Annotated in this window: 17 protein-coding genes, 2 tRNA genes and 3 pseudogenes; 12 read left to right on the plus strand and 10 right to left on the minus strand. The window is 64.2% G+C overall.

The annotated features are described in order from the left end of the window. Nucleotides 1–152: 152 nt before the first annotated feature. Nucleotides 153–614 (minus strand): DUF488 domain-containing protein, encoded by a 462-nt coding sequence (locus tag CV770_RS35915; protein ID WP_091965954.1) that lies wholly within the window; start codon nt 612–614, stop codon nt 153–155. Between the two features lie 8 nt (nt 615–622). Continuing rightward, the gene (locus CV770_RS35920; protein WP_091965955.1) at nt 623–1,459 is read right to left on the minus strand and encodes a DUF72 domain-containing protein; all 837 of its coding nucleotides are present in this window, start codon (nt 1,457–1,459) and stop codon (nt 623–625) included. 103 nt (nt 1,460–1,562) lie between these two features. Here CV770_RS35920 and CV770_RS35925 point away from each other — a divergent pair, with 103 nt between their 5' ends. From CV770_RS35925 to CV770_RS35940, 4 genes are all read left to right on the plus strand, one after another. Then, nucleotides 1,563–1,943, plus strand: a complete 381-nt coding sequence (locus CV770_RS35925) for a hypothetical protein (protein WP_091965956.1) — start codon at nt 1,563–1,565, stop codon at nt 1,941–1,943. Between the two features lie 133 nt (nt 1,944–2,076). After that, nucleotides 2,077–2,271: a hypothetical protein gene (locus tag CV770_RS35930; RefSeq protein ID WP_091965957.1), complete on the plus strand. Its 195-nt coding sequence runs from the start codon at nt 2,077–2,079 to the stop codon at nt 2,269–2,271. Nucleotides 2,272–2,542: 271 nt separating this feature from the next. Then, a complete protein-coding gene (locus CV770_RS35935) occupies nt 2,543–3,676 on the plus strand; it encodes a glycosyltransferase family 2 protein (protein ID WP_091965958.1) in 1,134 nt (377 codons plus the stop codon). 6 nt (nt 3,677–3,682) lie between these two features. Beyond that, nucleotides 3,683–5,185 carry a glycosyltransferase family 39 protein gene (locus tag CV770_RS35940; RefSeq protein WP_104465710.1) on the plus strand — a complete coding sequence of 501 codons (1,503 nt, stop codon included), beginning with the start codon at nt 3,683–3,685 and terminating at the stop codon, nt 5,183–5,185. A gap of 178 nt (nt 5,186–5,363) precedes the next feature. Here the strand turns inward: CV770_RS35940 and CV770_RS35945 are convergent, their stop codons facing one another. Further along, nucleotides 5,364–7,250 carry a CHASE2 domain-containing protein gene (locus CV770_RS35945; protein ID WP_104465711.1) on the minus strand — a complete coding sequence of 629 codons (1,887 nt, stop codon included), beginning with the start codon at nt 7,248–7,250 and terminating at the stop codon, nt 5,364–5,366. A 75-nt stretch (nt 7,251–7,325) separates the two neighbouring features. Continuing rightward, nucleotides 7,326–7,844: a FecR domain-containing protein gene (locus CV770_RS35950; protein ID WP_201760183.1), complete on the minus strand. Its 519-nt coding sequence runs from the start codon at nt 7,842–7,844 to the stop codon at nt 7,326–7,328. 662 nt (nt 7,845–8,506) lie between these two features. On the opposite strand from CV770_RS35950, the gene CV770_RS35955 reads away from it, so the two are divergent. Then, nucleotides 8,507–9,598, plus strand: coding sequence for a DUF2778 domain-containing protein (locus CV770_RS35955; protein ID WP_201760184.1), 1,092 nt, complete (start codon nt 8,507–8,509; stop codon nt 9,596–9,598). A 36-nt stretch (nt 9,599–9,634) separates the two neighbouring features. Here CV770_RS35955 and CV770_RS35960 read toward each other — a convergent pair whose 3' ends face one another. The 3 genes from CV770_RS35960 to CV770_RS35970 all read right to left on the minus strand — a co-directional run bounded on the left by CV770_RS35960 (nt 9,635) and on the right by CV770_RS35970 (nt 12,330). Next, nucleotides 9,635–10,984 carry a caspase family protein gene (locus CV770_RS35960; RefSeq protein WP_104465714.1) on the minus strand — a complete coding sequence of 450 codons (1,350 nt, stop codon included), beginning with the start codon at nt 10,982–10,984 and terminating at the stop codon, nt 9,635–9,637. A gap of 111 nt (nt 10,985–11,095) precedes the next feature. Beyond that, a complete protein-coding gene (locus CV770_RS35965; RefSeq protein WP_104465722.1) occupies nt 11,096–11,725 on the minus strand; it encodes a glutathione binding-like protein in 630 nt (209 codons plus the stop codon). Between the two features lie 11 nt (nt 11,726–11,736). Then, the gene (locus tag CV770_RS35970) at nt 11,737–12,330 is read right to left on the minus strand and encodes a cysteine hydrolase family protein (RefSeq protein WP_104465715.1); all 594 of its coding nucleotides are present in this window, start codon (nt 12,328–12,330) and stop codon (nt 11,737–11,739) included. Between the two features lie 130 nt (nt 12,331–12,460). On the opposite strand from CV770_RS35970, the gene CV770_RS35975 reads away from it, so the two are divergent. The 5 genes from CV770_RS35975 to lepB all read left to right on the plus strand — a co-directional run bounded on the left by CV770_RS35975 (nt 12,461) and on the right by lepB (nt 16,044). Beyond that, nucleotides 12,461–13,300: a LysR family transcriptional regulator gene (locus CV770_RS35975; RefSeq protein WP_104465716.1), complete on the plus strand. Its 840-nt coding sequence runs from the start codon at nt 12,461–12,463 to the stop codon at nt 13,298–13,300. A 188-nt stretch (nt 13,301–13,488) separates the two neighbouring features. Further along, nucleotides 13,489–13,560: transfer RNA gene (locus CV770_RS35980), tRNA-Leu, on the plus strand. Nucleotides 13,561–13,567: 7 nt separating this feature from the next. Further along, nucleotides 13,568–13,634: transfer RNA gene (locus CV770_RS35985), tRNA-OTHER, on the plus strand. A gap of 336 nt (nt 13,635–13,970) precedes the next feature. Next, nucleotides 13,971–15,134: a slipin family protein gene (locus CV770_RS35990; RefSeq protein WP_104465717.1), complete on the plus strand. Its 1,164-nt coding sequence runs from the start codon at nt 13,971–13,973 to the stop codon at nt 15,132–15,134. Between the two features lie 160 nt (nt 15,135–15,294). Continuing rightward, nucleotides 15,295–16,044, plus strand: coding sequence for a signal peptidase I (lepB, locus tag CV770_RS35995; protein WP_104465718.1), 750 nt, complete (start codon nt 15,295–15,297; stop codon nt 16,042–16,044). A 137-nt stretch (nt 16,045–16,181) separates the two neighbouring features. Here lepB and groL read toward each other — a convergent pair whose 3' ends face one another. Together groL and CV770_RS36005 are read right to left on the minus strand one after the other, a co-directional pair. Continuing rightward, nucleotides 16,182–17,822: a chaperonin GroEL gene (gene groL / locus CV770_RS36000; protein ID WP_104465719.1), complete on the minus strand. Its 1,641-nt coding sequence runs from the start codon at nt 17,820–17,822 to the stop codon at nt 16,182–16,184. Between the two features lie 90 nt (nt 17,823–17,912). Continuing rightward, nucleotides 17,913–18,227 (minus strand): co-chaperone GroES, encoded by a 315-nt coding sequence (locus tag CV770_RS36005; RefSeq protein WP_104465720.1) that lies wholly within the window; start codon nt 18,225–18,227, stop codon nt 17,913–17,915. Nucleotides 18,228–19,164: 937 nt separating this feature from the next. On the opposite strand from CV770_RS36005, the pseudogene CV770_RS43605 reads away from it, so the two are divergent. Next, nucleotides 19,165–19,293 (plus strand): annotated as a pseudogene (locus CV770_RS43605) (DNA-binding protein); the annotation flags it as partial. 296 nt (nt 19,294–19,589) lie between these two features. Next, nucleotides 19,590–19,898, plus strand: a pseudogene (locus CV770_RS36015) (integrase core domain-containing protein); the annotation flags it as partial. An 8-nt stretch (nt 19,899–19,906) separates the two neighbouring features. On the opposite strand, the pseudogene CV770_RS43055 reads toward CV770_RS36015, so the two are convergent. Then, nucleotides 19,907–20,111: pseudogene (locus CV770_RS43055) on the minus strand (hypothetical protein); the annotation flags it as partial.

Below are 20,111 nucleotides of genomic sequence, written 5' to 3' on the forward strand. Positions count from 1 at the left end.
GGAATACGTTCTTGGCCAAATCCAAACCAATGATGCTAACGTCGTTCACGAACGCCTCCTTGCTAGGTTGAAACACCCACATTTTGGCACAATCGATGCCGTCGGGGGGCGTCCACTCCATCGGCTACGGCTAAAGTCGGTGCCAATGCCAACTACGCCTGCCGTCCCGCCAGATTCTTCACCGCAACCCCATCGCGCTCCTCAATGATCTCCGCGATCATCTGGCGGTGGCAATGGGTGTGATCCCTCTCGTAGCAAAGCAGGCACACGGGGCCGGCCTTCTTCACCAGCGCCGAGAGCTCGTCCATCGCTTCCCTGGCCTCGGGCGCCTTCAGGTGCTTTGAGAAAATCCTCTCGAGCACATCGTACTGACCGCTGCGCGCGGCGAGCCGACCCTCCTTCGGCGTGCCGAGCGCGGCGAGGTGGATATAGGCGATGCCACGTTCGTCGAGCCCTGCTGACAGCTGCTTCTTGGAAAAGCCCGGCCGGCGCGAGGATGTCACCGCGCGCACGTCGACCACGAGCTTGACGCCAGCCTCTACCAGCTCATCCAGCACCGCCTTGGGCGGCGTCTGCTCATAGCCGATGGTGAACAGCTTCTTCGCTTTTGCCATGGATCACCTCAGCTCACCCTTGCGATCAGCTCCATGGCGCCGGCGGGTGCGCGCACCTTGCCCTCGTGGATGACGTAGGCGAACACGTCGCGCGGCTCCTTCTTCGGCTTTGCCTTGTCAACTTTGGGCAGGTCGTCCGGTTCACCGCCCGAAGCCCAGGCTTCAAAGCGCTCGGCCCAGGCATCGAGCTGCTTGGGCGGGTAGCAGGTCTTGATCTCGTCATTGCCCTTCTGCAGCCGGGCATAGACGAAATCACCGGCGACGTCGGCGATGGCGGGATATTTGCCGTGCTCGGCGAACACGACGGGAGTCTCGAACTCGCGGATCAGCGCCACGAAGTCCGGCGTGCAGAAGCTGTCGTGGCGGACCTCGACGACATGGCGCAGCGCGCGTCCCTCGAGCTTGCGCGGCAATAGCTCGAGGAACTTGCCGAAATCGGCGCCGTCGAATTTCTTTGTCGGCGCGAATTGCCACAGCACCGGCCCGAGACGGTCGCCGAGTTCCAGCACGCCGGAATCATAGAACCGCTTGATGGAATCGCCGGCTTCCGCCAACACCCGGCGGTTGGTGGCGAATCGCGGTCCCTTCACCGAGAACACGAAACCGTCGGGCACCTCGCTCGCCCATTTGCGAAAGCTCTCCGGCTTTTGCGAGCCGTAATAGGTGCCGTTGATCTCGATCGAGGTCAGCTTCGAGGCCGCGTAGGACAGCTCCTTCGCCTGCGTCAGCTTCTCCGGATAGAACACGCCGCGCCACGGCTCGAAGGTCCAGCCGCCGATGCCGATGAAGATGTTGCCTGACTTTTTGGACGCAGTTTTTGCTTTGGCCACGGAAGGATCTCGCATCGACGTGGAGGGGATGCCGTCATCCTAATCAAACCAGTTGTGATTGGCCAGTTGCTGCGTCCCGTCTAAGGTCGCGGCGGGATCTGCGAAAAAGGAGAAAAAGATGCGGATGCTGATGGTGGGAGCGGCGCTCGTCATGATGACATCTGCTGCCATAATATCTCCGGTCATGGCGGATGACGACGATGCGAAGGGCGCGCAGAAGCTCGCCATGCAGGGCCGCGACGATTACTGGCATTGCCTGGCGCGGGAATATTCGCGCGACAGCAATCGGGGAATGACGGAACAGGATTTTGGCCGCTCGATCGCGGGTGCCTGTCCGTCGGAGCGGCAATATTACCGGGTGGCGCTGCTCGACTATCTCACCACGCAATATCCGAACATCGATGCCGGCGCCCATCTCGCTACCGCGAACAGGGCAGTGGAGGCCGCGCAGAAGGACATCGTGACGGCCTTCGTCAAGCAGAGACCGCCGGCGAAGTAGGCAATGGGGAGTGGCGAATAGCTGGTCGTGCGGAAGTCCGGGACGCCATTCGCTACTCGCCATCGCCCGGCCCTTCCGGCTCCGCGCGCATCCGTGATATCACGGGGCGTATCTGGAACAGGGGTGGGTTTCCATGGCGTCTGAGTCGGTAGGGGGCATTTTGGGCGTGATCGTCGCCGCGATCGTGCTTGCAGTCGCCGTCGTGTTCGGGCCGATTGGCCAGTACGGCAAGCCGCCCAAACCGGCGAAAGTCGAGCCGGCCCCGGCTGCAGCCCCGGCCGCGCCGGCGCCGCGCGGGCCGATCATTCGGGAAGTGCCCAACCAATAAGACACGAAAATCGTGGTTTCGCCCCTTGCGAAGCCGTCTTGTCATTCCTATGTAGGTTTTAACGGCGCCGTTGAGCGAAAAACTCCGGCGTTGGAACGACCTTGGAATAGCTTGGGCTCGCGCCGGATGTACGCGCGGCCCGCCGTTCCGGGGTCGTTGGCATTTTGGGGACCCCTTTTTGGGCCCTTTCCCGGGCACCCCGGCTTCGCAGCATAAAACCTGGCAGCGCAGAACTTGGCAGCGCTGGACGCGGCGGATATACGCTGCCGTCATGAATGAAGCGATCAGACCGGGCTCCGAAAATCCGCTGCAGGCTCTCGAAGGGCCGGAACTGTCGGTCATCGTCCCGACCTTCAACGAGCGCGACAATGTCACGGTGCTGTACCGGCGGCTGGAGGCGGTGCTCGCCAACGTCGCCTGGGAGGTCGTGTTCGTCGACGACAATTCGCCTGATGGCACTTGGGACGTCGTGCGCGCGCTGGCGCAGCAGGACAGCCGCGTGCGCTGTATCCGCCGCATCGGCCGCCGAGGCCTGTCGGGCGCCTGCATCGAGGGCATCCTTGCGTCCAGCGCGCCCTATGTGGCCGTGATCGACGCCGATCTCCAGCACGACGAGACGCAACTGCCGAAGATGCTGTTGCTGCTCGCAAGCGACGAGGCCGACCTCGTGGTCGGCAGCCGCTACATCGAGGGCTACAAGAGCGAGGGCTTCAACAAGCAGCGCGCCGGCGCCAGCGCGCTGGCGACCGAGTTCGCCAGGAAGATGCTGCGGGTCGAGATCGCCGATCCCATGAGCGGCTTCTTCATGATCCGCCGCGATCGTTTTGAGCAGCTCGCGCCGAAGCTTTCCGTGCACGGCTTCAAGATCCTGCTCGACGTCGTCGCGACCGCGCACGGCGGCTTGCGGGCGGTCGAGATTCCCTACACTTTCGGCGCCCGTCAGCACGGCGAGAGCAAGCTCGATTCCATGGTCGCGCTCGATTTCCTTGGCCTCGTGCTGGCCAAGCTGAGCAACGACATCGTCTCGCTGCGCTTCATCCTGTTCGCGATGGTCGGCGGCATCGGCCTCGTGGTGCATCTCACCACGCTGTTCATCGGACTTCAGCTGTTCAAGGCGCCGTTTGCGGAAGCGCAGGCTGCCGGCGCCATCGTCGCCATGACCAGCAATTTCATCCTCAACAACTTCCTCACCTATCGCGACCAGCGGCTCAAGGGTTTTGCACTGCTGCGCGGCCTGATCGCCTTCTACATCGTGTGCAGCGTCGGCTTGCTCGCCAATGTCGGCGTCGCCTTCTCGGTCTACGACCAGGAGCCGATCTGGTGGCTGGCCGGCATGGCCGGTGCGCTGATGGGCGTGGTGTGGAACTACGCGATGTCAGGCCTGTTCGTCTGGCGCAAGAAATAACCCACGATGGGCGGGGCTGACGCGCGGATCGTCCGCAATACCGTGCTGCTGATTCTGGCGCTGGTGGCCCTGCGGCTCGTCGCGGCAGCGTTCACGCCGATCACCTTCGACGAAGCCTATTACTGGATGTGGTCGAACAACCTCGCCGGGGGCTATTACGACCATCCGCCGATGGTCGCCTATGTCATCCGCGCCGGCACCATGATCGCCGGCGATACCGAGCTCGGCGTCCGCCTCGTCTCGATCCTGCTCGCACTGCCGATGAGCTATGCGATCTACCGCTCCGCTGCGATCCTGTTCGGCGGCGCGCGCGTGGGGGCGACCAGCGCCGTCCTGCTCAACGTAACCATGATGGCCTCCGTCGGCACGCTGATTGTGACGCCGGATGCGCCGCTCCTGGTCGCATCCAGCTTCGTGCTGTTCTTCCTCGCAAAAGTACTGGAGACCGGCCGCGGCGTCTGGTGGCTTGCGGTCGGCGCGGCCGTCGGTGCGGCACTGCTGTCGAAATACACGGCGATGTTCTTTGGCGCCGGGATCCTGATCTGGCTCGCTTGCGTGCCGAAGCTCAGGCGCTGGTTCCTCTCGCCCTGGCCCTATCTCGGCGGTCTTGTTGCGCTGGCGCTGTTCTCGCCGGTGATCCTCTGGAATGCGGACCATCAATGGGTCTCGTTCGCAAAGCAGCTCGGGCGCGCGAAGATCGAGGACTTCCGACCCGTCTTCATCGCCGAGCTGATCCCGACCCAGATCGCGTTCGCAACCCCGCTGGTCTTCATCCTCGGCGCGATGGGTCTGCACGCGCTGACCTGGCGCCGGGCCGGCGCACTGGCCTCGCGCGTGCTGATCGAGGCGATGTTCTGGACCATCGTCGCCTATTTCGTCTGGCATTCGCTGCATGCCCGCGTCGAGGCCAACTGGTTCGCGCCGGTCTATCCGCCCTTCGTCATCGCCGCGGCCGCTGCCGCCAACCTCGTGCAATGGAAGCCGCGCCAGCGCCGCCTGGTGGATTTCTGCCTGCGCTGGGCCGCGCCTGTCGGCATCGTGATGTTTGCAGCGCTCATCGTGCAAGCCAACACCGGCTGGCTGTCCGGTTATCGCCGCGATGCCACCGTGCGCAGCGTCGGCGTCGGCTGGCGCGAGCTCGCTGCCGAAATCGAAGCCGTGCGCGCGCGCCATGGCGCGACCTGCGTGCTCGCGCAGGACTACGGCACCACGGGCTGGCTGGCCTTTTACTTGCCCCGCGGCACTTGCGTGGTGCAGCAGAACCAGCGCATCCGCTGGGTCAACATGGGCGAGCCCGATCCAAAGCTGCTGGCGGGCAAGCTGCTCTACGTCGACGAGCTGCGCCCGGACGGTCATCCCGTCCTCAACGACCTCTTTGCGAAGGTGACGCAGGTCGCGCAATTGCAGCGCAAGCGCGGCCCGCTCGTGGTCGAGACCTACAGCGTCGATCTGCTGGAGGACGCCAAGGGCGACGTGCTGGACCGCTCACCGCCGCCGGAAGCAAGGTAGCTGTTTGTCATCCCCGCGAACGCGGGGATCCATACCGCGTGATCTATCGATGAGAGCAGGTGCTTGTACCGCGCGAAAAGCTCCCCACTAACAGTCTTCGCCAAACTTCTCCCTGGGGTTATGGGTCCCGGCGTTCGCCGGGACGACGGCAGAGTGTTGGGCCGATAGCAATGGCTAATCAGTCGATCGCCTCGGCCTTAGTCGCGGCCTGCTTCGGCCCGCCCTGATCCCGCCAGAACCACACGGTCACGACGCCGGAGCGGCCACGGACCTGGGCGAGCAGGGGGCCCGACAGGACGCCGTCGGGAGCCCCATGGAAGTCGGCCGTATCCAGCAGGGTATTGCTCAGGGCGAGCCGTGCATCGTTCTGGACGGCGACTTCCATCAGCCGGCTCGCGACGTTGACCGTGTCGCCTGTCGCCGTGATGTGCTGGTGGCTTTCGCCGAGGCGGGAGGCGACGATCTCGCCGAAATGCGCGCCGATCTTGAAACCGAGCTGACCGCCGATCGCTGACGGCAGCGAGGCGATCCAGTGTTCGACACCGCGATGCAGGTCGATCGCGCATTTGAGCGCGCGCGCGGCGTCATCGGGCATCGCGGCCGGCAGACCGAACAGGATCATGGCGCCGTCGCCGAGAAAGCCGGTGATCATGCCGCCGCAATCGACCGCGGCCTTGTCGATCCGCGCGTGAAACGCCTGCAGGATCTCCTGAAGCGCGTCCGGATCGATCCGTTCGCTCAAGGAAGTGAAACCGGAGAGATCGATGAAGACGATTGCGGCGTCTTGCCGGACCGGCTTGGACAGGAAATTCGGATCGCGCGCCAGCCATTCCTGCACGGCCGGTGCCTGGAATTGTGCGAGAGACCTGCTCTTGGCGGCGAGATATTGCGTGCGGCGGCCTCCGGCCCACAGCTGCACACCGGCAAAGATCGCAACCGGCGGCACCGCGGCGGCGAGCGTGGTTGCCGCATTCAGCCAGACGCCATGCGTGAACGCGAAGGCATTGAGGCCGGCCCAGGCGATCATCACCGCGGCCGCCGCCATGATGCCGAGCGCGCTACGCCGCCAGGCCAGCAAGCCGACCAACAGCATCGGCAGCAGGATCGCAGCGAGCGCGTCGGCGATGTGGACTCTGTGGTCGCGCACGATGCCGTCGCCGGCAACGAGATGGGTGATCGCAGTCGAGACCACCTCGACGCCGGGCATCAGGGAATCGAACGGTGTCGGGTAGAAATCGCCGCCGCCGGCGACCGAGGCGCCGATCACGACGATCCGGTTCTCGATCGCGGCGCGATTGAGCGTGCCGTCGAAAATGCTCTGCGCGCTCACGGTGCGGATGGTGCGGCGGGGACCGTAATAGGTGATCGGCAGCGCGAAGTCGGTATCGGTCGGCACGGCGCGGTCGCCGAGCATGAGATGATCGGGCGCGATCGTCAGCGGCTTGTCGAGCGCGCGCGTCGCGACGCGCAACGGGAACGACAGCTCGACCTTGTCGCGGGTCCGGAACAGCATCGGCACCGAGAGCGGCGATCCCGATTGTCCGGTCGCGACATTGACGATGCCGACCTCGGCGTGGTCGGCGAACGCAGGTAGCGGCAGCAGGAAACGTTCAGCTTGCGGCAGCACGGCGAGGGGACCTGCGCTGCCGGGCGCCACGTTTTCGCTGGCGGAGGGGAAGATCGCGGCGGCGGCGAGCACCATGGGGCCGGTGGCGAGTGTGTTTGCGAGCGTGGCGTCGCCGATCGCAGCGCTGCGGTCGACGAGCAGGAGATCGATCGCGACGACCTTCGGCTTGAACTGCACGATGGTGTCGACGACGCGGGCGAGATCGGCGCGCGGCAGCGGATAGCTGCCGCCGCGCTTCACCACGGTGTCGTCGATCGCGACGATGGTGACGAGATCGGGCGGACGCTGCACCCCGCGGACCTGGGTTCGCCAATCGGTCAGCGTTGCTTCGAGGCGGTCGAGAAAGCGCAGATGGCCGCCTGCGTGCGCGGCAAAGATGCCCGCGCCCCACAGCGCGGTGAGGGCGAGTGCCACCAGGATCTGAACGCGTCTCGTCATTACGTCGTACTGCAATCTTCTTTTTCTTCGGGCCTGTGGGCCGAGGTCTATTGATCAGGTCTTATTGGCCAAGTCTCATTGACCGAGTCTTGCCATGAGAGCGTCGATGCGCGGCTGGCCCCACTGCTTCACCGTCAACGGTCCGGTCGCTTCCACGTCGACGCCTTGGCCGGGGCCGAGCACGACGCCGCGCCCACGAGCCCTGCGGCTGACGCCGACACGGCCGTCGGCGACGAAGACGGAGGTCTTGGCCTCAGCGACATCGACGGCCCATCTGGTGCCGCGCACCGCGGCAATCGCCTGCGGCGTCAACACCTTGAAGGGATTGCCGCCCGGCTTCCTGGGCACTTCGACCAGCAGGGCTTTGCTGCTCAACTCAACGGAGTCAATATGTCCGTCGCGGTTGGCGTCCTTTAGTTCAAATCTGGCGCCGTTTTCCGCAACGATGGTGATGCCGTTGTCGCAGCGCCAAGTCTGCGTGCCTGCGGCCGAGGCCGACGATGTGCAAGCTGCATTGGCAGGCTGCGCGGCCGCGTATCCCATCAACAATGACGACGCCAGAGCAAAATATCCGGCGCGCGCGAACCTTCTCATGCCAGCCTCCGTTTGCATGCCCGGCACAGTTCAAGGCGATGTTGATACGGTACCGTATCACACGCAGAGGCTGCTGAAAAGTGCCGCTTTACGAGCTATTTTCTCGCCGTGGCCTTTTCCAGAGCGGCGCGATCAACTTTCGGTCAGGGCGCGGTCGTCGTGTGAGCAGTCCGAGCGCGCTGTGTGATGTGCGTGATCTTGCCCGCCGTTCTCATGTCACCCACACGCCGGCGGGAAGGTCAGTGCACCAGCCTCGCGCAACGCTTCCCCGCTATCTTCCGGGTACCGAAGGCCACGAAAACGACTTGGTTGGGTGGCCCAAGAAAGGCGGCCGGAGACGACCGCTGAATGCGCCGATCCTGCCGAGAATTATAGGTAACAGACGCGGCTAAGTCCGTAGTTCTGCGGACTTTTTTCTCGAAATGGGACGACGTTAACGAGCTGCCGCACATCTGCCCGAACTTAATCCGCATTTAACTAAAAGTCGCCTTAATGACGCTCCGACCCTCTGCGAGATGCTGTTTCCGGATCGTGACCAGCGGCACTTCGAAGGGGGACTGAGTGACACCGTCCTGGACGCAAGGCGAATGAGTACGAGTATCGCTGCGCAGAGTAACGCGGCACGGAAGTCCAAGAATTCTCTTCGGAAGTCTTCCCGGAAAATGACCACGACCAATTGGCTTGGCGCCGCGGCCATCGGCTGCGTCGTGATGGGTGCCGGCTGGACCATCTACAGCAACGTCTTCGGCGCGAGCGTCTATCCGACCGTCGGCGGCATTGGCTACGACGAGCCGGTGATCAAGCGTGCGCCCAAGGTCGCGCTACGCGAGGCCGGCGACGCCATCAAGGAAGCTTTTGCGCTCCTGCCGGACCGGTTGCAGGTTGCCGCCCCGATCTCGCGCGAGATGTTCAACGAGCGCTTTGCTGCCGCTGCGACCCAAGGCGTGGCATCGAACGCGGCCAGCGCGGCGCCAGCGACCCAGGTTGCGGTGGCCAACGACGCGCCGAAGCAGAGCGCGATCGCGAAGGTCGCGGAAGCACTGAAGCCGTCGGCCCCGGCCAAAATTGCTGAGAAGACCGCTGACAAGACCGGGGACAAGGTCAAGCGCGCTCCGGATGCCCAGATGCAGCTCGCCTCGGCCGACCCGGCCCAGATCGTGCCGGCACCGGAAGCGAAGAAGTCGTTCGCCGATCGCGCCAAGGCCGCGGTGATGTCGATCACCGGTCCGCGGCAGTCGATGGTCGAAAAACTCTGGGGCAAGCGCGAGCCGTCCGGCGGGCTGCTGGCCTATGCCTCGGCCGATGCCAGTGTGACCGCGTCCATCGCGCCGAAGGAGCAGAACCCGATGTTCGGCGGTGCGCCGCCCTATGAGCGGGACACCGCGGTCTACGACATCACTGCCAAGACGGTGTATCTGCCCGACGGCACCAAGCTCGAAGCGCATTCCGGCCTCGGCTCCAGTCTCGACGATCCGCGCTCCCAGCGCACGCGCATGCGCGGCGTGACGCCGCCGCACATCTACACGCTGAAGCCGCGCGAAGCGCTGTTCCACGGCGTGCCCGCGTTGCGCCTGACCCCGGTCGGCGGCGAGAGCGCGATCTACGGCCGCGACGGCCTGCTTGCCCACACCTTCATGCTCGGGCCGAACGGCGATTCCAACGGCTGCGTGTCGTTCAAGGACTATTACGCGTTCCTCGACGCCTACCGCAACAAGGGCATCCGCAAGCTCGCGGTGCTGGCGCGGGTGGAGTGAGGCGCAGCGCGCCTCACTGCTCACTTCTCTGCATGATCAGCGCTTAACGAAGACCAGGTTGCAGGCGCGCGCCTCGTTGCGCTTGCCGCTGCCGCGGGTGCGCTCGAACTGCGCATCGATCGTGAAGGCAAAGGGAGAGCCGGGCGCAAGGTTGTTGAGCGTATACGCGCTTGCCCCCGTCGTCCCGCGCGCGCTCAAGGTCGTCTTGCCGTCCGACGGGATCTGTCCATCGATCTCCAGTCGGTTGGCACCGCCCTGGCCTAGAGCCTCGGCGTGAAACACACCGTTGGTCACGGTGGCGGCGAGGGGCCTGGTGAAGCCCTGCGCCTTGCCGGAAGCCGGGCAGTTCAGCGTCACGTCCCAAGTGCCGTCGAAGTCCTTGCTGCTGCCGGCGCGGGTGTTGGTCGCAGGCGCCAGCGCCACCTTTTGCTTCAGGCCCTCGATCCGCGCCTTGGCGAGACTGGCGAAGCTGCAACTGGAAAATCGCGTCAGATGGTCCTCGAAGGCGCTGACGGTGCCGATGGTGTCGGCCGCCTTCCAGTGCGCCTCCGCGGACGCGCAAGGGTCAGCCCGCGGCGCGATTTGCGGAGCCCCGGGCGCGATCGTGACCGACACCGGCCCGTTCAGGTAGAACTTGCCGATGATCGACAGCGACAGCTCCGGAAGCTGCGTCTTGCCGCTGGCATCGTAGACGTCGCTGCTGATGTCGCGAAAGACGTCGCCGATCTCCTGCGGCTCTTCGATATGCTTGAGGAACGCGGCCGTATAGGGGCTGTTGCGGCCGACGCCGTCCGCCGCGGTCTGCCCCGATTGCGTCGAGAACGACACGATCGTGCCGCGTGGCGCTTCGACCTTCGACAGGCCGCGCCCGATCGAGGCGGCCCGCGTCGCTGAGCGTTTGAGAGTTTCCGCCAGCGGATTGTCGCGGCAGGAATCGAGCACCAGGATGCGCAGGTTCTTGGCTTGCTGCAGATCGTTCACGATGTCGTCGACCCGCACGAAACGCTTGAGGTCGGCCTCATCGGTGAGCGTGGCGTCGACAGGCATCAGATAGTTCACGCCGTTGTACTGCATCGCATGGCCGCTGTAATAGAATATGGCGACGTCAGCTCTGCTCGCGGCGCGCGCGAAGCGGATGGTCAGGTCCTGCATGTCGGCCTGGCGCAGATCGATGCCCTGGAGCACCTCGAAGCCGCTGCGCTTGAGCGAGGCCGCGACGTCCTCTGCATCGTGTGACGGGTTGGGAAGTTGCGCCGTCGAGGCATAAGCGCCGTTGCCGATCACCAGTGCCACCCGCGTGTCCGCAGATGCAGTGTCGGGAGACAACCAGCCGGCGAGGAGGCCCAGGCAAAATAAAGATGAGCACAATCTGGAAAGAGCACGCATGAATGCCTTCCAAGAAAATATCGAAAAATATCCCTCCAGATTAGCGCATGCCGCGCCGACTTCAATGCCTTCGCCGGGAAAACGCTCAGATTTCGCGACCGTGACGTCCGGTCACGCTGCCATCGCCTTGCGCAGGGCCATCTCGGTCGCAATCGCTTCCCGCACGGCCGGCCGCGCCTGCATGCGCCCGAGATAGGCTGACAAGGGCGGCCATTGCGCGATGTCGACGCCGGCGGGACGGAGCAGCAGCAAGGCCCAGGTGAGGTGGGCATCCGCGACGGTGAAGCTGTCACCGACGAGGAATTCGCGCTCCGCCAGATGCGCCGACGGCACCGACAATGTCTGCGTGATTCTGGCGCGCGACTTGGCGAGCGAGCCGTCGTCCTTGTACCAGAAGGTCGGAAACAGGAACCCCTTGTGGATCTCGGCGCCGATGAAGCTCAGCCATTCCTGCAGGCGATAGCGATCAACGTCGCCAGGCCGCGGCGCAAGGCCGCGCTCGGGCTTCACGTCTGCGATGTATTGCAGCACCGCCGCGCTCTCGGTCAGCCGTTCGCCGTTCTCCAGCACCAGGACCGGCACCGCGCCCTTCGGCGACACGCCGAGGAAATCGCTGCCGTCGTCCACGACCTGCTTGGTCCAGATATGGGCGAGGTGGTACTGCGCCTCGATACCGCCCTCCATCAGCGCGATGCGACTCGAGAGCGAGCAGGCCATCGGAAAGAAATAGAGTTGCAGCATCGGATGCTCCGTCAAATCAGCGCATCGCTGCGCGCGATGATCGCGAAGCGGTCCGAGAGCTCGGCCAGCGCGACCGCGTGAATCGTCCGGGCATCCAGTGTGCCGCCGCGGCCATCCGGCAGGTCACGGGTGGCGCAGGCATCGGCCGCGATCGTCGTCCGCAGGCCGAGGTCGAGCGCGGCGCGGGCGGTCGAGGAGATGCACATGTGGGTCATGAAGCCGGCCAGCACGATGTTCTTGCATCCGGCCGCGGCAAGCCGGGCTTGCAGATCGGTGCCGGCGAACGAGTTCGGCAGCGCTTTCTCGATCACGGGCTCGCCTGCTTGCGGCGTCAGGTGATCAACGATCGCGCCGCGCGCCGCCTCGCGGTCGAACAGGCCGCCGGCGCGGCCCTTGTGCGCGACATGGATGATCGCAGCGCCGCTCTCCCGTGCCCGCGCCAGCAGGCGCGCCGCCGCGGCGATCGCCGGCTGTGCATCGGGAAGGGCCAACGGGCCGGCGCAATATTCGTTCTGGATGTCGATCAGCACGAGGCAGGCCTCGTTGAGCTTCGGCGGATCGAGATCGGCGCCGGCGAGTTCGAGCAGGGTCTTGGGAGCGGTCATGCTGGTCAGGCCTTCCAGGGAGATCGGATGGCGTCACATTAGCGCAGCATGGGCCTGCCATTGTGCAGGACTATTGCAGCTTACGGCTGCAGATTTGCAGGACACGGCATCGCCTGCTAGGCTCGCCCGGATGAACTGGGACGATCTGCGCATCATTGCCGCGGTGAGGGACGAGGGCACCTATGCCGGCGCCAGCGCGCGGCTGCGCATCGACGAGACCACCGTCGGCCGCCGGCTCGCACGCATTCAGCGCGATCTCGGCGTGCTGCTGTTCGATGCCGTGGACGGCCAGCGCCGTCCGACGCGCCATTGCGAGGCGGTGCTCGAGCATGTCGGCGTCATGGCCGCCCATGTCGCGGCGATCGACCGCATCAAGGAGAGCCAGCCCGGCCCGGTCGGCCGCCTGCGCATCGCCTCGACCAATGCGGTTGCCGAAGAGTTGTTGGCGTCGCACGCGAGCAGCTTCCTGCGTGATCATCCCGGCCTGACCCTGCAATTCCTGACGTCCAGCGGTAACGTCAAATTCTCGCGCTGGCAGGCCGACCTCGCCATTCGTCTGCGCAAGCCGGAGAAGGGTGACTTCACCATCTCCAAGCTCGGCGATGTCAGGCTGTATTTCTTCGAGCCCGTCGACCGCACCGGCGGCGAGCCGGTCGCGTGCGTCTATCCCGATGAGCTCGACACCATTCCCGAACAGCAGGTCTTGCGCGCGAAGCGGCTGACGAACGTTCGCTGCATCACCGACAACGTCCGCATCATCAGGACCATGATCCAGTCGCATCAGGCCGTCGGCGTGCTGCCCGAGCACAGCTGCGAAGGCCTGTTCGCCGACCGCAGCCTGCGCGCGACGCTGCTGCCGAGGCGACGCGACGTCTGGCTCTTGGTGCAGAACCATCTCAAGCGCGATCCCGCGACACGCGTGACGATCGACTGGGTGAGGGCGTGTTTCCAGGAAACGTCGCGCGCTTGACGTCACATGACGCTGTGATCATCGCGTCACACTGCGCAAGCCGTGTCGAAAAAATTTCGAGCTCCCCCTTGCAACCCGAACGTGCTTCGTCTATTAGCCCGCTCCTTCGCTAGGCCATGTGTCCGGGCTCTCTGAGATCCCGGCTGGCGCGATCCGGTCTCCGGTCTCGTGTTCCGCCGAATGAAGACGCAGGATGTAGCTCATGGAGAGCGTCGGAGTAAAATCCGGAGGCATCGGTTCGATTCCGATTTCTTGTACCAACCAAAGGATAGCTCAGTTGGGTAGAGCAGGTGACGTTAATCATCGGGTCGCGGGTTCGAATCCCGCTCCAGCGCTACGGGTCAGCCTGAAAAACTGACACCTCTGACGAGGACCGGACGCGCGCTTCAGTCGCAGTCCGGCCGTTTTGCCGCAAGGCTTTCCGTCCGAACCTAGACACTGTGAGACCGGCTTTGCGCCGCGGGTAGATACCGCTTGCGTTGATGCCGGGTGGCTCCGCTCGGCCGCGCGACACCCGTCGCGCGATCGCGCGCGTGCGCCCGTCGTCATGCGAGCTCAAGCCTCGGTCCGTCGATCTCTCAGGAAGCGTCGTCCGCGTCCTCACGTCCTTTGCAAATGCAACCCGCTATCCGGCCGCGTTCGGCCGGAGGCAACATGATGGAGGCGTGCCATGACTTCGAACAAGAGCTGGCATTTGCTGATGCTGAACGTGACGGTCAAGGATGGCGAGCGTGCGCTGCTCACGCGCAACGGGCAGCTCGTGCGCGTGCTCGCGCCCGGCAGGCATCGTCTGTTCGATCCCCTGCACGAGCTGAGGGCCGAGGTGCTCGATGTGGTTCGCACTGAATTCTCTGCGGATCGCTACGCGGTGCTGAAGGCCGCACGGCCTGATCTGGCCGCCGAACTGTTCGAGGCGGTCGAGACCAAGGCGGACGAGATCGCCATCGTCAGCTCCGACGGCCGGCCCGTGCATCTGATGACGCCCTGGCAGGTGCGCGTCTACTGGAAGGTCGCAACGAGCGTCGATGTCGAGCGCATCGATGTGTCCCGCGATGTCAGGGTCGGCGCGCGGCATCTGGCCATGATCGAGCGTAACCGCTCGGCCGTGACGTCGGAGACGGTGGTCGAGAACCACGAGGCGGGCCTGCTCTATGTCGAGGGCCGGCTCGTCGAGCGGCTCATGCCCGGTCGGCACGCCTTCTGGACCGTCGGCCGCAAGATCGAGGTGAAGCGCCTCGACCTGCGGCCCCAGGCGGTCGAGATCACCGCGCAGGAGATGCTGACCAAGGATCGCATCGCGCTGCGGGTGACGCTGACGGCGTTCCGTAAGGTGGTCGATCCCGAGCGGACGGTTGCGACCGTGCCCGACGTGGATGCGTGGCTGTACCGCCTGGTGCAGTTCGCGATCCGGGAGGCGGTTGCGGGCCGGACGCTGGACGAGGTGCTGTCTGCGAAGGCGGCGCTGGATGCGGAGCTGCGCGACTATGTGCGCGCACGCGTCGCGGAGTCCGGTGTCGAGGTCACCGAGCTCGGCGTCAAGGACGTGATCCTGCCCGGCGAAATCCGGGAGCTGGTGAACAAGGTGGTGGAGGCGGAGCGGGTCGCGAAGGCGAACCTGATCCGCCGGCAGGAAGAGACCGCGGCAACGCGTTCGCTTCTGAACACCGCCCGCCTGATGGAGGAGAACCCCCTGCTGCTGCGGCTCAAGGAGCTGGAGTCGCTGGAGCGGCTGGTCGAGAAGGTCGGCCGCATCGATCTCCACGCCGGCAACGGCGAGGGCCTCGATGCTCTCCTGACCCGGCTCGTGCGCCTGAAGGCGCCCGAGAGCGCATGAAACGAAGGGCCGCCCACGGGCGGCCCTTCACATATCCGTCGTCGTCGCTTGCAATGAACGCGGAACCGCGCCTGTGCGACCAAAATCACGGAGCCGGGATTGCGCGCGCGCGAAGGTTGCGTAATCTCGCGATGACCACGGGTTTGATCAGGGCAGGGGCATGACGATTCTTCAGGACTCCATCCGGCCGTCGCGAGCGCAATCGCGGGAATGGAAGGCGATCGTCATCCTGATCCTGCTGGTCCCGGTGCTGTGGTCCCCGCTGATCCTGTTTCGCTTCGTCCTCTATCAGCCGTTCAGCATCCCCTCTAATTCGATGGCGCCGACGCTGATGGTCGGTGACTACGTCTTCGCCGCGAAATATGCCTATGGCTACGGCCAGTATTCATTGCCGTTCGCGTCGTCCTGGATCTCGGGCCGCGTCTTTGCTGCCGACCCGGAATACGGCGACATCGTCGTGTTCCGGACGGCAAAGGACAGCTCGGTCGACTACGTCAAACGCGTGGTCGGGCTGCCCGGCGACCGCATCCAGATGCGGCAGGGCCAGCTCATCCTCAACGACCGGCCGGTGACGCGCGTCGCGCTCGAGGACGGGCTCGCCGACAACGCCTGCGGTGGGGATGGCGGCGTCAGGGTCAAGCGTTGGCGTGAGACGCTGCCGAGCGGCGCGTCCTATGTCACCAACGACTGCGTCGACAACGGTTTCCTGGACAACACCAACGTCTACACGGTGCCGCCGGGCCATTTCTTCGTGCTCGGCGACAACCGCGACAATTCCACCGACAGCCGCATGATGTCGGCGTTCGGTTTCGTGCCGATGGACAATCTCGTCGGCAAGGTGACGCGCATCTTCTGGTCGTTCGACGAAGATGGCGAGCCGCGCATGGAGCGGTTGGGCAAGGTGGAGTGAGGCGTGCCCGTCATTCCGGGCTCGCGCCCAAGAGGGCGCGCCCCGGAATGACAAGCGGAGAGTGTTTGCCCCCCCAAACAAAAACCCCGGCATCGCTGCCGGGGTTTCGCATTTCGTCGTTTGCCTGAACGGCTGGATCAGAAGTCCATGCCGCCCATGCCGCCGCCCGGGGGCATCGCGGGACCGGCGCCGCCCTTCTTGGGCAGCTCGGCGACCATGGCTTCCGTGGTGATCAGGAGCGCAGCCACCGAGGCAGCGTTCTGGATCGCGGTACGGACCACCTTGGTCGGGTCGATGATGCCCTTCTTGACGAGGTCGGCATATTCGCCGGTCTGGGAGTCGAAGCCGTAATTGTAGGTCTTGTTCTCCAGGATCTTGCCGACGATCACCGAGCCGTCTTCACCGGCGTTGATCGCGATCTGGCGAGCGGGAGCCGACAGCGCCTTGCGCACGATCTCGACGCCGGTCTTCTGGTCGTCGTTCTTGGTGCGCAGGCCCTTGAGCTGCTCGGAGGCACGGAGCAGGGCGACGCCGCCGCCCGGGACGATGCCTTCTTCCACAGCCGCGCGGGTCGCATGCATCGCGTCATCAACGCGATCCTTGCGCTCCTTCACCTCGACCTCGGTCGCGCCGCCGACGCGGATCACCGCGACGCCGCCAGCGAGCTTGGCAAGACGCTCCTGGAGCTTCTCACGGTCGTAGTCCGAGGTGGTCTCCTCGATCTGCGCCTTGATCTGGGCCACGCGCGCCTCGATGTCGGCCTTCTTGCCGGCGCCGTTGACGATCGTGGTGTTCTCCTTGTCGATCATCACCTTCTTGGCGCGACCGAGCATGTTGAGCGTGACGTTCTCGAGCTTGATGCCGAGATCTTCCGAGATCGCCTGGCCGCCGGTCAGGATCGCGATGTCCTGCAGCATGGCCTTGCGGCGATCGCCGAAGCCCGGAGCCTTGACGGCCGCGACCTTCAGGCCGCCGCGCAGGCGGTTCACGACCAGGGTCGCGAGGGCTTCGCCTTCGACGTCCTCGGCGACGATGACCAGCGGCTTGCCACTCTGCACCACGGCCTCGAGCAGCGGGAGCAGCTCGTTCAATGAGGAGAGCTTTTTCTCGTTGATCAGGATGTAGGCGTCGTCCATCTCAACGCGCATCTTGTCGGCGTTGGTGACGAAGTAGGGCGAGATGTAGCCGCGGTCGAACTGCATGCCCTCGACGACGTCGAGTTCGGTCTCGAGCGACTTGGCTTCCTCGACCGTGATCACGCCCTCGTTGCCGACCTTCTTCATGGCGTCGGAGAGGAACTTGCCGATCTCGGCATCGCCGTTGGCGGAAATGGTGCCGACTTGGGCGATCTCCTCGTTCGAGGTGACCTTCTTGGAGTTCTTCTGGAGATCCGCAACGACGGCTTCGACCGCGAGGTCGATACCGCGCTTCAGGTCCATCGGGTTCATGCCGGCGGCGACCGACTTGGCGCCTTCGCGCACGATGGCAGCGGCGAGCACGGTCGCGGTGGTGGTGCCGTCGCCGGCCGCGTCAGCGGACTTGGAGGCGACTTCGCGCACCATCTGCGCGCCCATGTTCTCGAACTTGTCGTCGAGCTCGATCTCCTTGGCGACGGTGACGCCGTCCTTGGTGATGCGCGGCGCGCCGAACGACTTCTCGAGCACCACGTTGCGGCCCTTCGGGCCGAGCGTGACCTTCACGGCGTTTGCGAGGATATCGACGCCGCGCAGCATGCGGTCGCGGGCGTCGACGCCGAATTTCACTTCTTTGGCTGACATATTGGTTTCCCTGAGTTGTCTTGGTCTCATCTCACCCTTGGCGAGGCGCCCGGCAGGCGCTCCTCAGGGGTGAGCGGTGCGAGCGGTTGGTTAGGCGGCCTTCTTCTTCGAAGCGGGAGCTTCGAGCACGCCCATGATGTCGCTTTCCTTCATGATCAGCAGGTCGACGTTGTCGATCTTGACCTCGGTGCCCGACCACTTGCCGAACAGGACACGGTCGCCGACCTGGACGTCGATCGGGGTCAGTTTGCCGCTCTCGTCGCGGCCACCGGGGCCAACGGCGATGACTTCGCCCTGCGAGGGCTTTTCCTTGGCACTATCCGGAATGATGATGCCGCCAGCGGTCTTCTCTTCTGCGTCGATGCGCTTGACCACGACGCGGTCGTGAAGCGGACGGAATTTCATGCAGCCCTCCTAAGCATTTGCACGAGTTAGAGATTTTGGAATCTTAGCAATCGATGCCCGTGAGTGCTAGTCTCGGGCCGAGCTGAGATAGGATAGGATTTCTGAGGAGCAAGGGACTCTGGCAGAAAAATAGGCGCTCAGGACGGTCGCGTGCCATCAGTCTCAGTGGTTAACCGGAGACGTGCTGGGCTGGGGTTAGCTGGTCGCTGGTATACCTGTCGCACGCCCAATCAAACCGGCGAGCCGCCAGCGCTCGCCCAAAACGTAGTGGCTACGGTCCGCTTACCAATGCGAATATACTCCTAGCCCCCGCGACGGGCGTCGAGCCCAGCTTCGAGTAAGTAAGAAGCTGGCCAACGCCCAACCTGCGCGTGAGTTGGCGAGATTGCTCGACAAGCAGCGGCGGACGCAGGACGCCGGAGATGAGCAGACTGTGCGGGCGGCACGGCGGAAGATCTATATAATCGCGCGCGACCACCAGCCCGCTCCTAGGTCGGCGAATAGCCTTGCACCGTGCATGCCGACTGAGTAGCTGCACTGTGAATGAAGCCCATGTTTAGATCGATCACCGCGTGATAGGAGCTGTGAGGCACGACTTCGTATGCCGGAATGTTTACACGTTACGACGACGTCCTTAACATCAGCGGTGCTGTTGTTTCGAATGACAAAGGACGCCTTCATGATCGTCGCTCACAACTGCTTTGAGCTGACGGTCTTTCGATTGATAGCAGGTGGCGACGATGTCACCGTTAGTCGGTCAACGTCCGAGCCGACCAAGTCGAGGCTCGGGCGCAGGGGAAGGCTTTCCCCTCAAAGGCCTTCCACCGGCATTCAGGAAGTCATCGGCCATCCGCTCTCAGTCTCAGGACAGTACCCGCGGCTTTTGCTACGTCGTGTACCTGCGGCCGAGAGACGCAAGTATTTTTGCTACGCTCTGTCACTGCGAACAGGGCCCGCATACATCAAAATCGGGAAAGCCGTCTTATACCCGTTGAGCGAGCTCGACGCTTGGGATCGCAGAGATCTTGTGATTTGTAGCGCGTCGAAAGGACCGGATATGAGCTAGCGTGGATTCCTCAGGCGCACAATTTGCGCTCGCGTCCTTCGTGCCGCTATATTCGCCAACCGCGCACAGTTTTCCACCCTAGGCGGTGCACGTCGTGAATCATCGCCTACGTCGAAAGTCAGCTTTCTACACTGAGGCCATTTCCCGACGGGCCTTCCGGCTACGATCAAATGCTCAGCACAGAGAAAGCGACGTTGAGCTGAGCACTCGCTTCGACGTGAGTCCCGGCATCTTGTTCACGCCTGTCTTTGAGAGTTCGCAGAAAGTGGTGTAGACTCTTTCGTGATCCATGCTCTACCTCGTTGACGGGCCTGCGGGTCGTGCGTGAGCTCGATATCATCATTGCCTGGCGCAGCCGGCCGACGATGTGCCTGTCCGACAACGGCACCGAACTGACCAGCATGGCGGTGCTGCGCTTCAGCCAGGAAAGGCAGATCGATTGGCACTACATCGCGCCCGGCAAGCCGACCCAGAATGCCTTCATCGAGAGTTTCAACGTCCGCCTGCGCGACGAACTTCTCAATGAGACGCTGTTCACCTCGCCGGCCCAGGCTCGCGCCGTGCTGGCGGCCTGGAAAGACGACTACAACTGCGCATCAGAACACCCATCTGGCTATGTGATTGAAGAGAAGAGATTTTGTTGAGCGGGATGCGATCCCGCGGGGTATTTTGGGTTCTGTCGCGCTCGTTCGGCGATAGATTGAGCAGCAGTTGTTATCAGCCAGGTGCGGGCGAGGATCCAAGGACCATCCGGCAGAGGATGGATGGATTCGATCTCGCCGGCTTCAGCGGCCAGTCGGAGCGTCTTGGGCGCGATC

The organism is Bradyrhizobium sp. AC87j1, from assembly GCF_002936975.1.
Lineage (GTDB): Bacteria > Pseudomonadota > Alphaproteobacteria > Rhizobiales > Xanthobacteraceae > Bradyrhizobium > Bradyrhizobium shewense.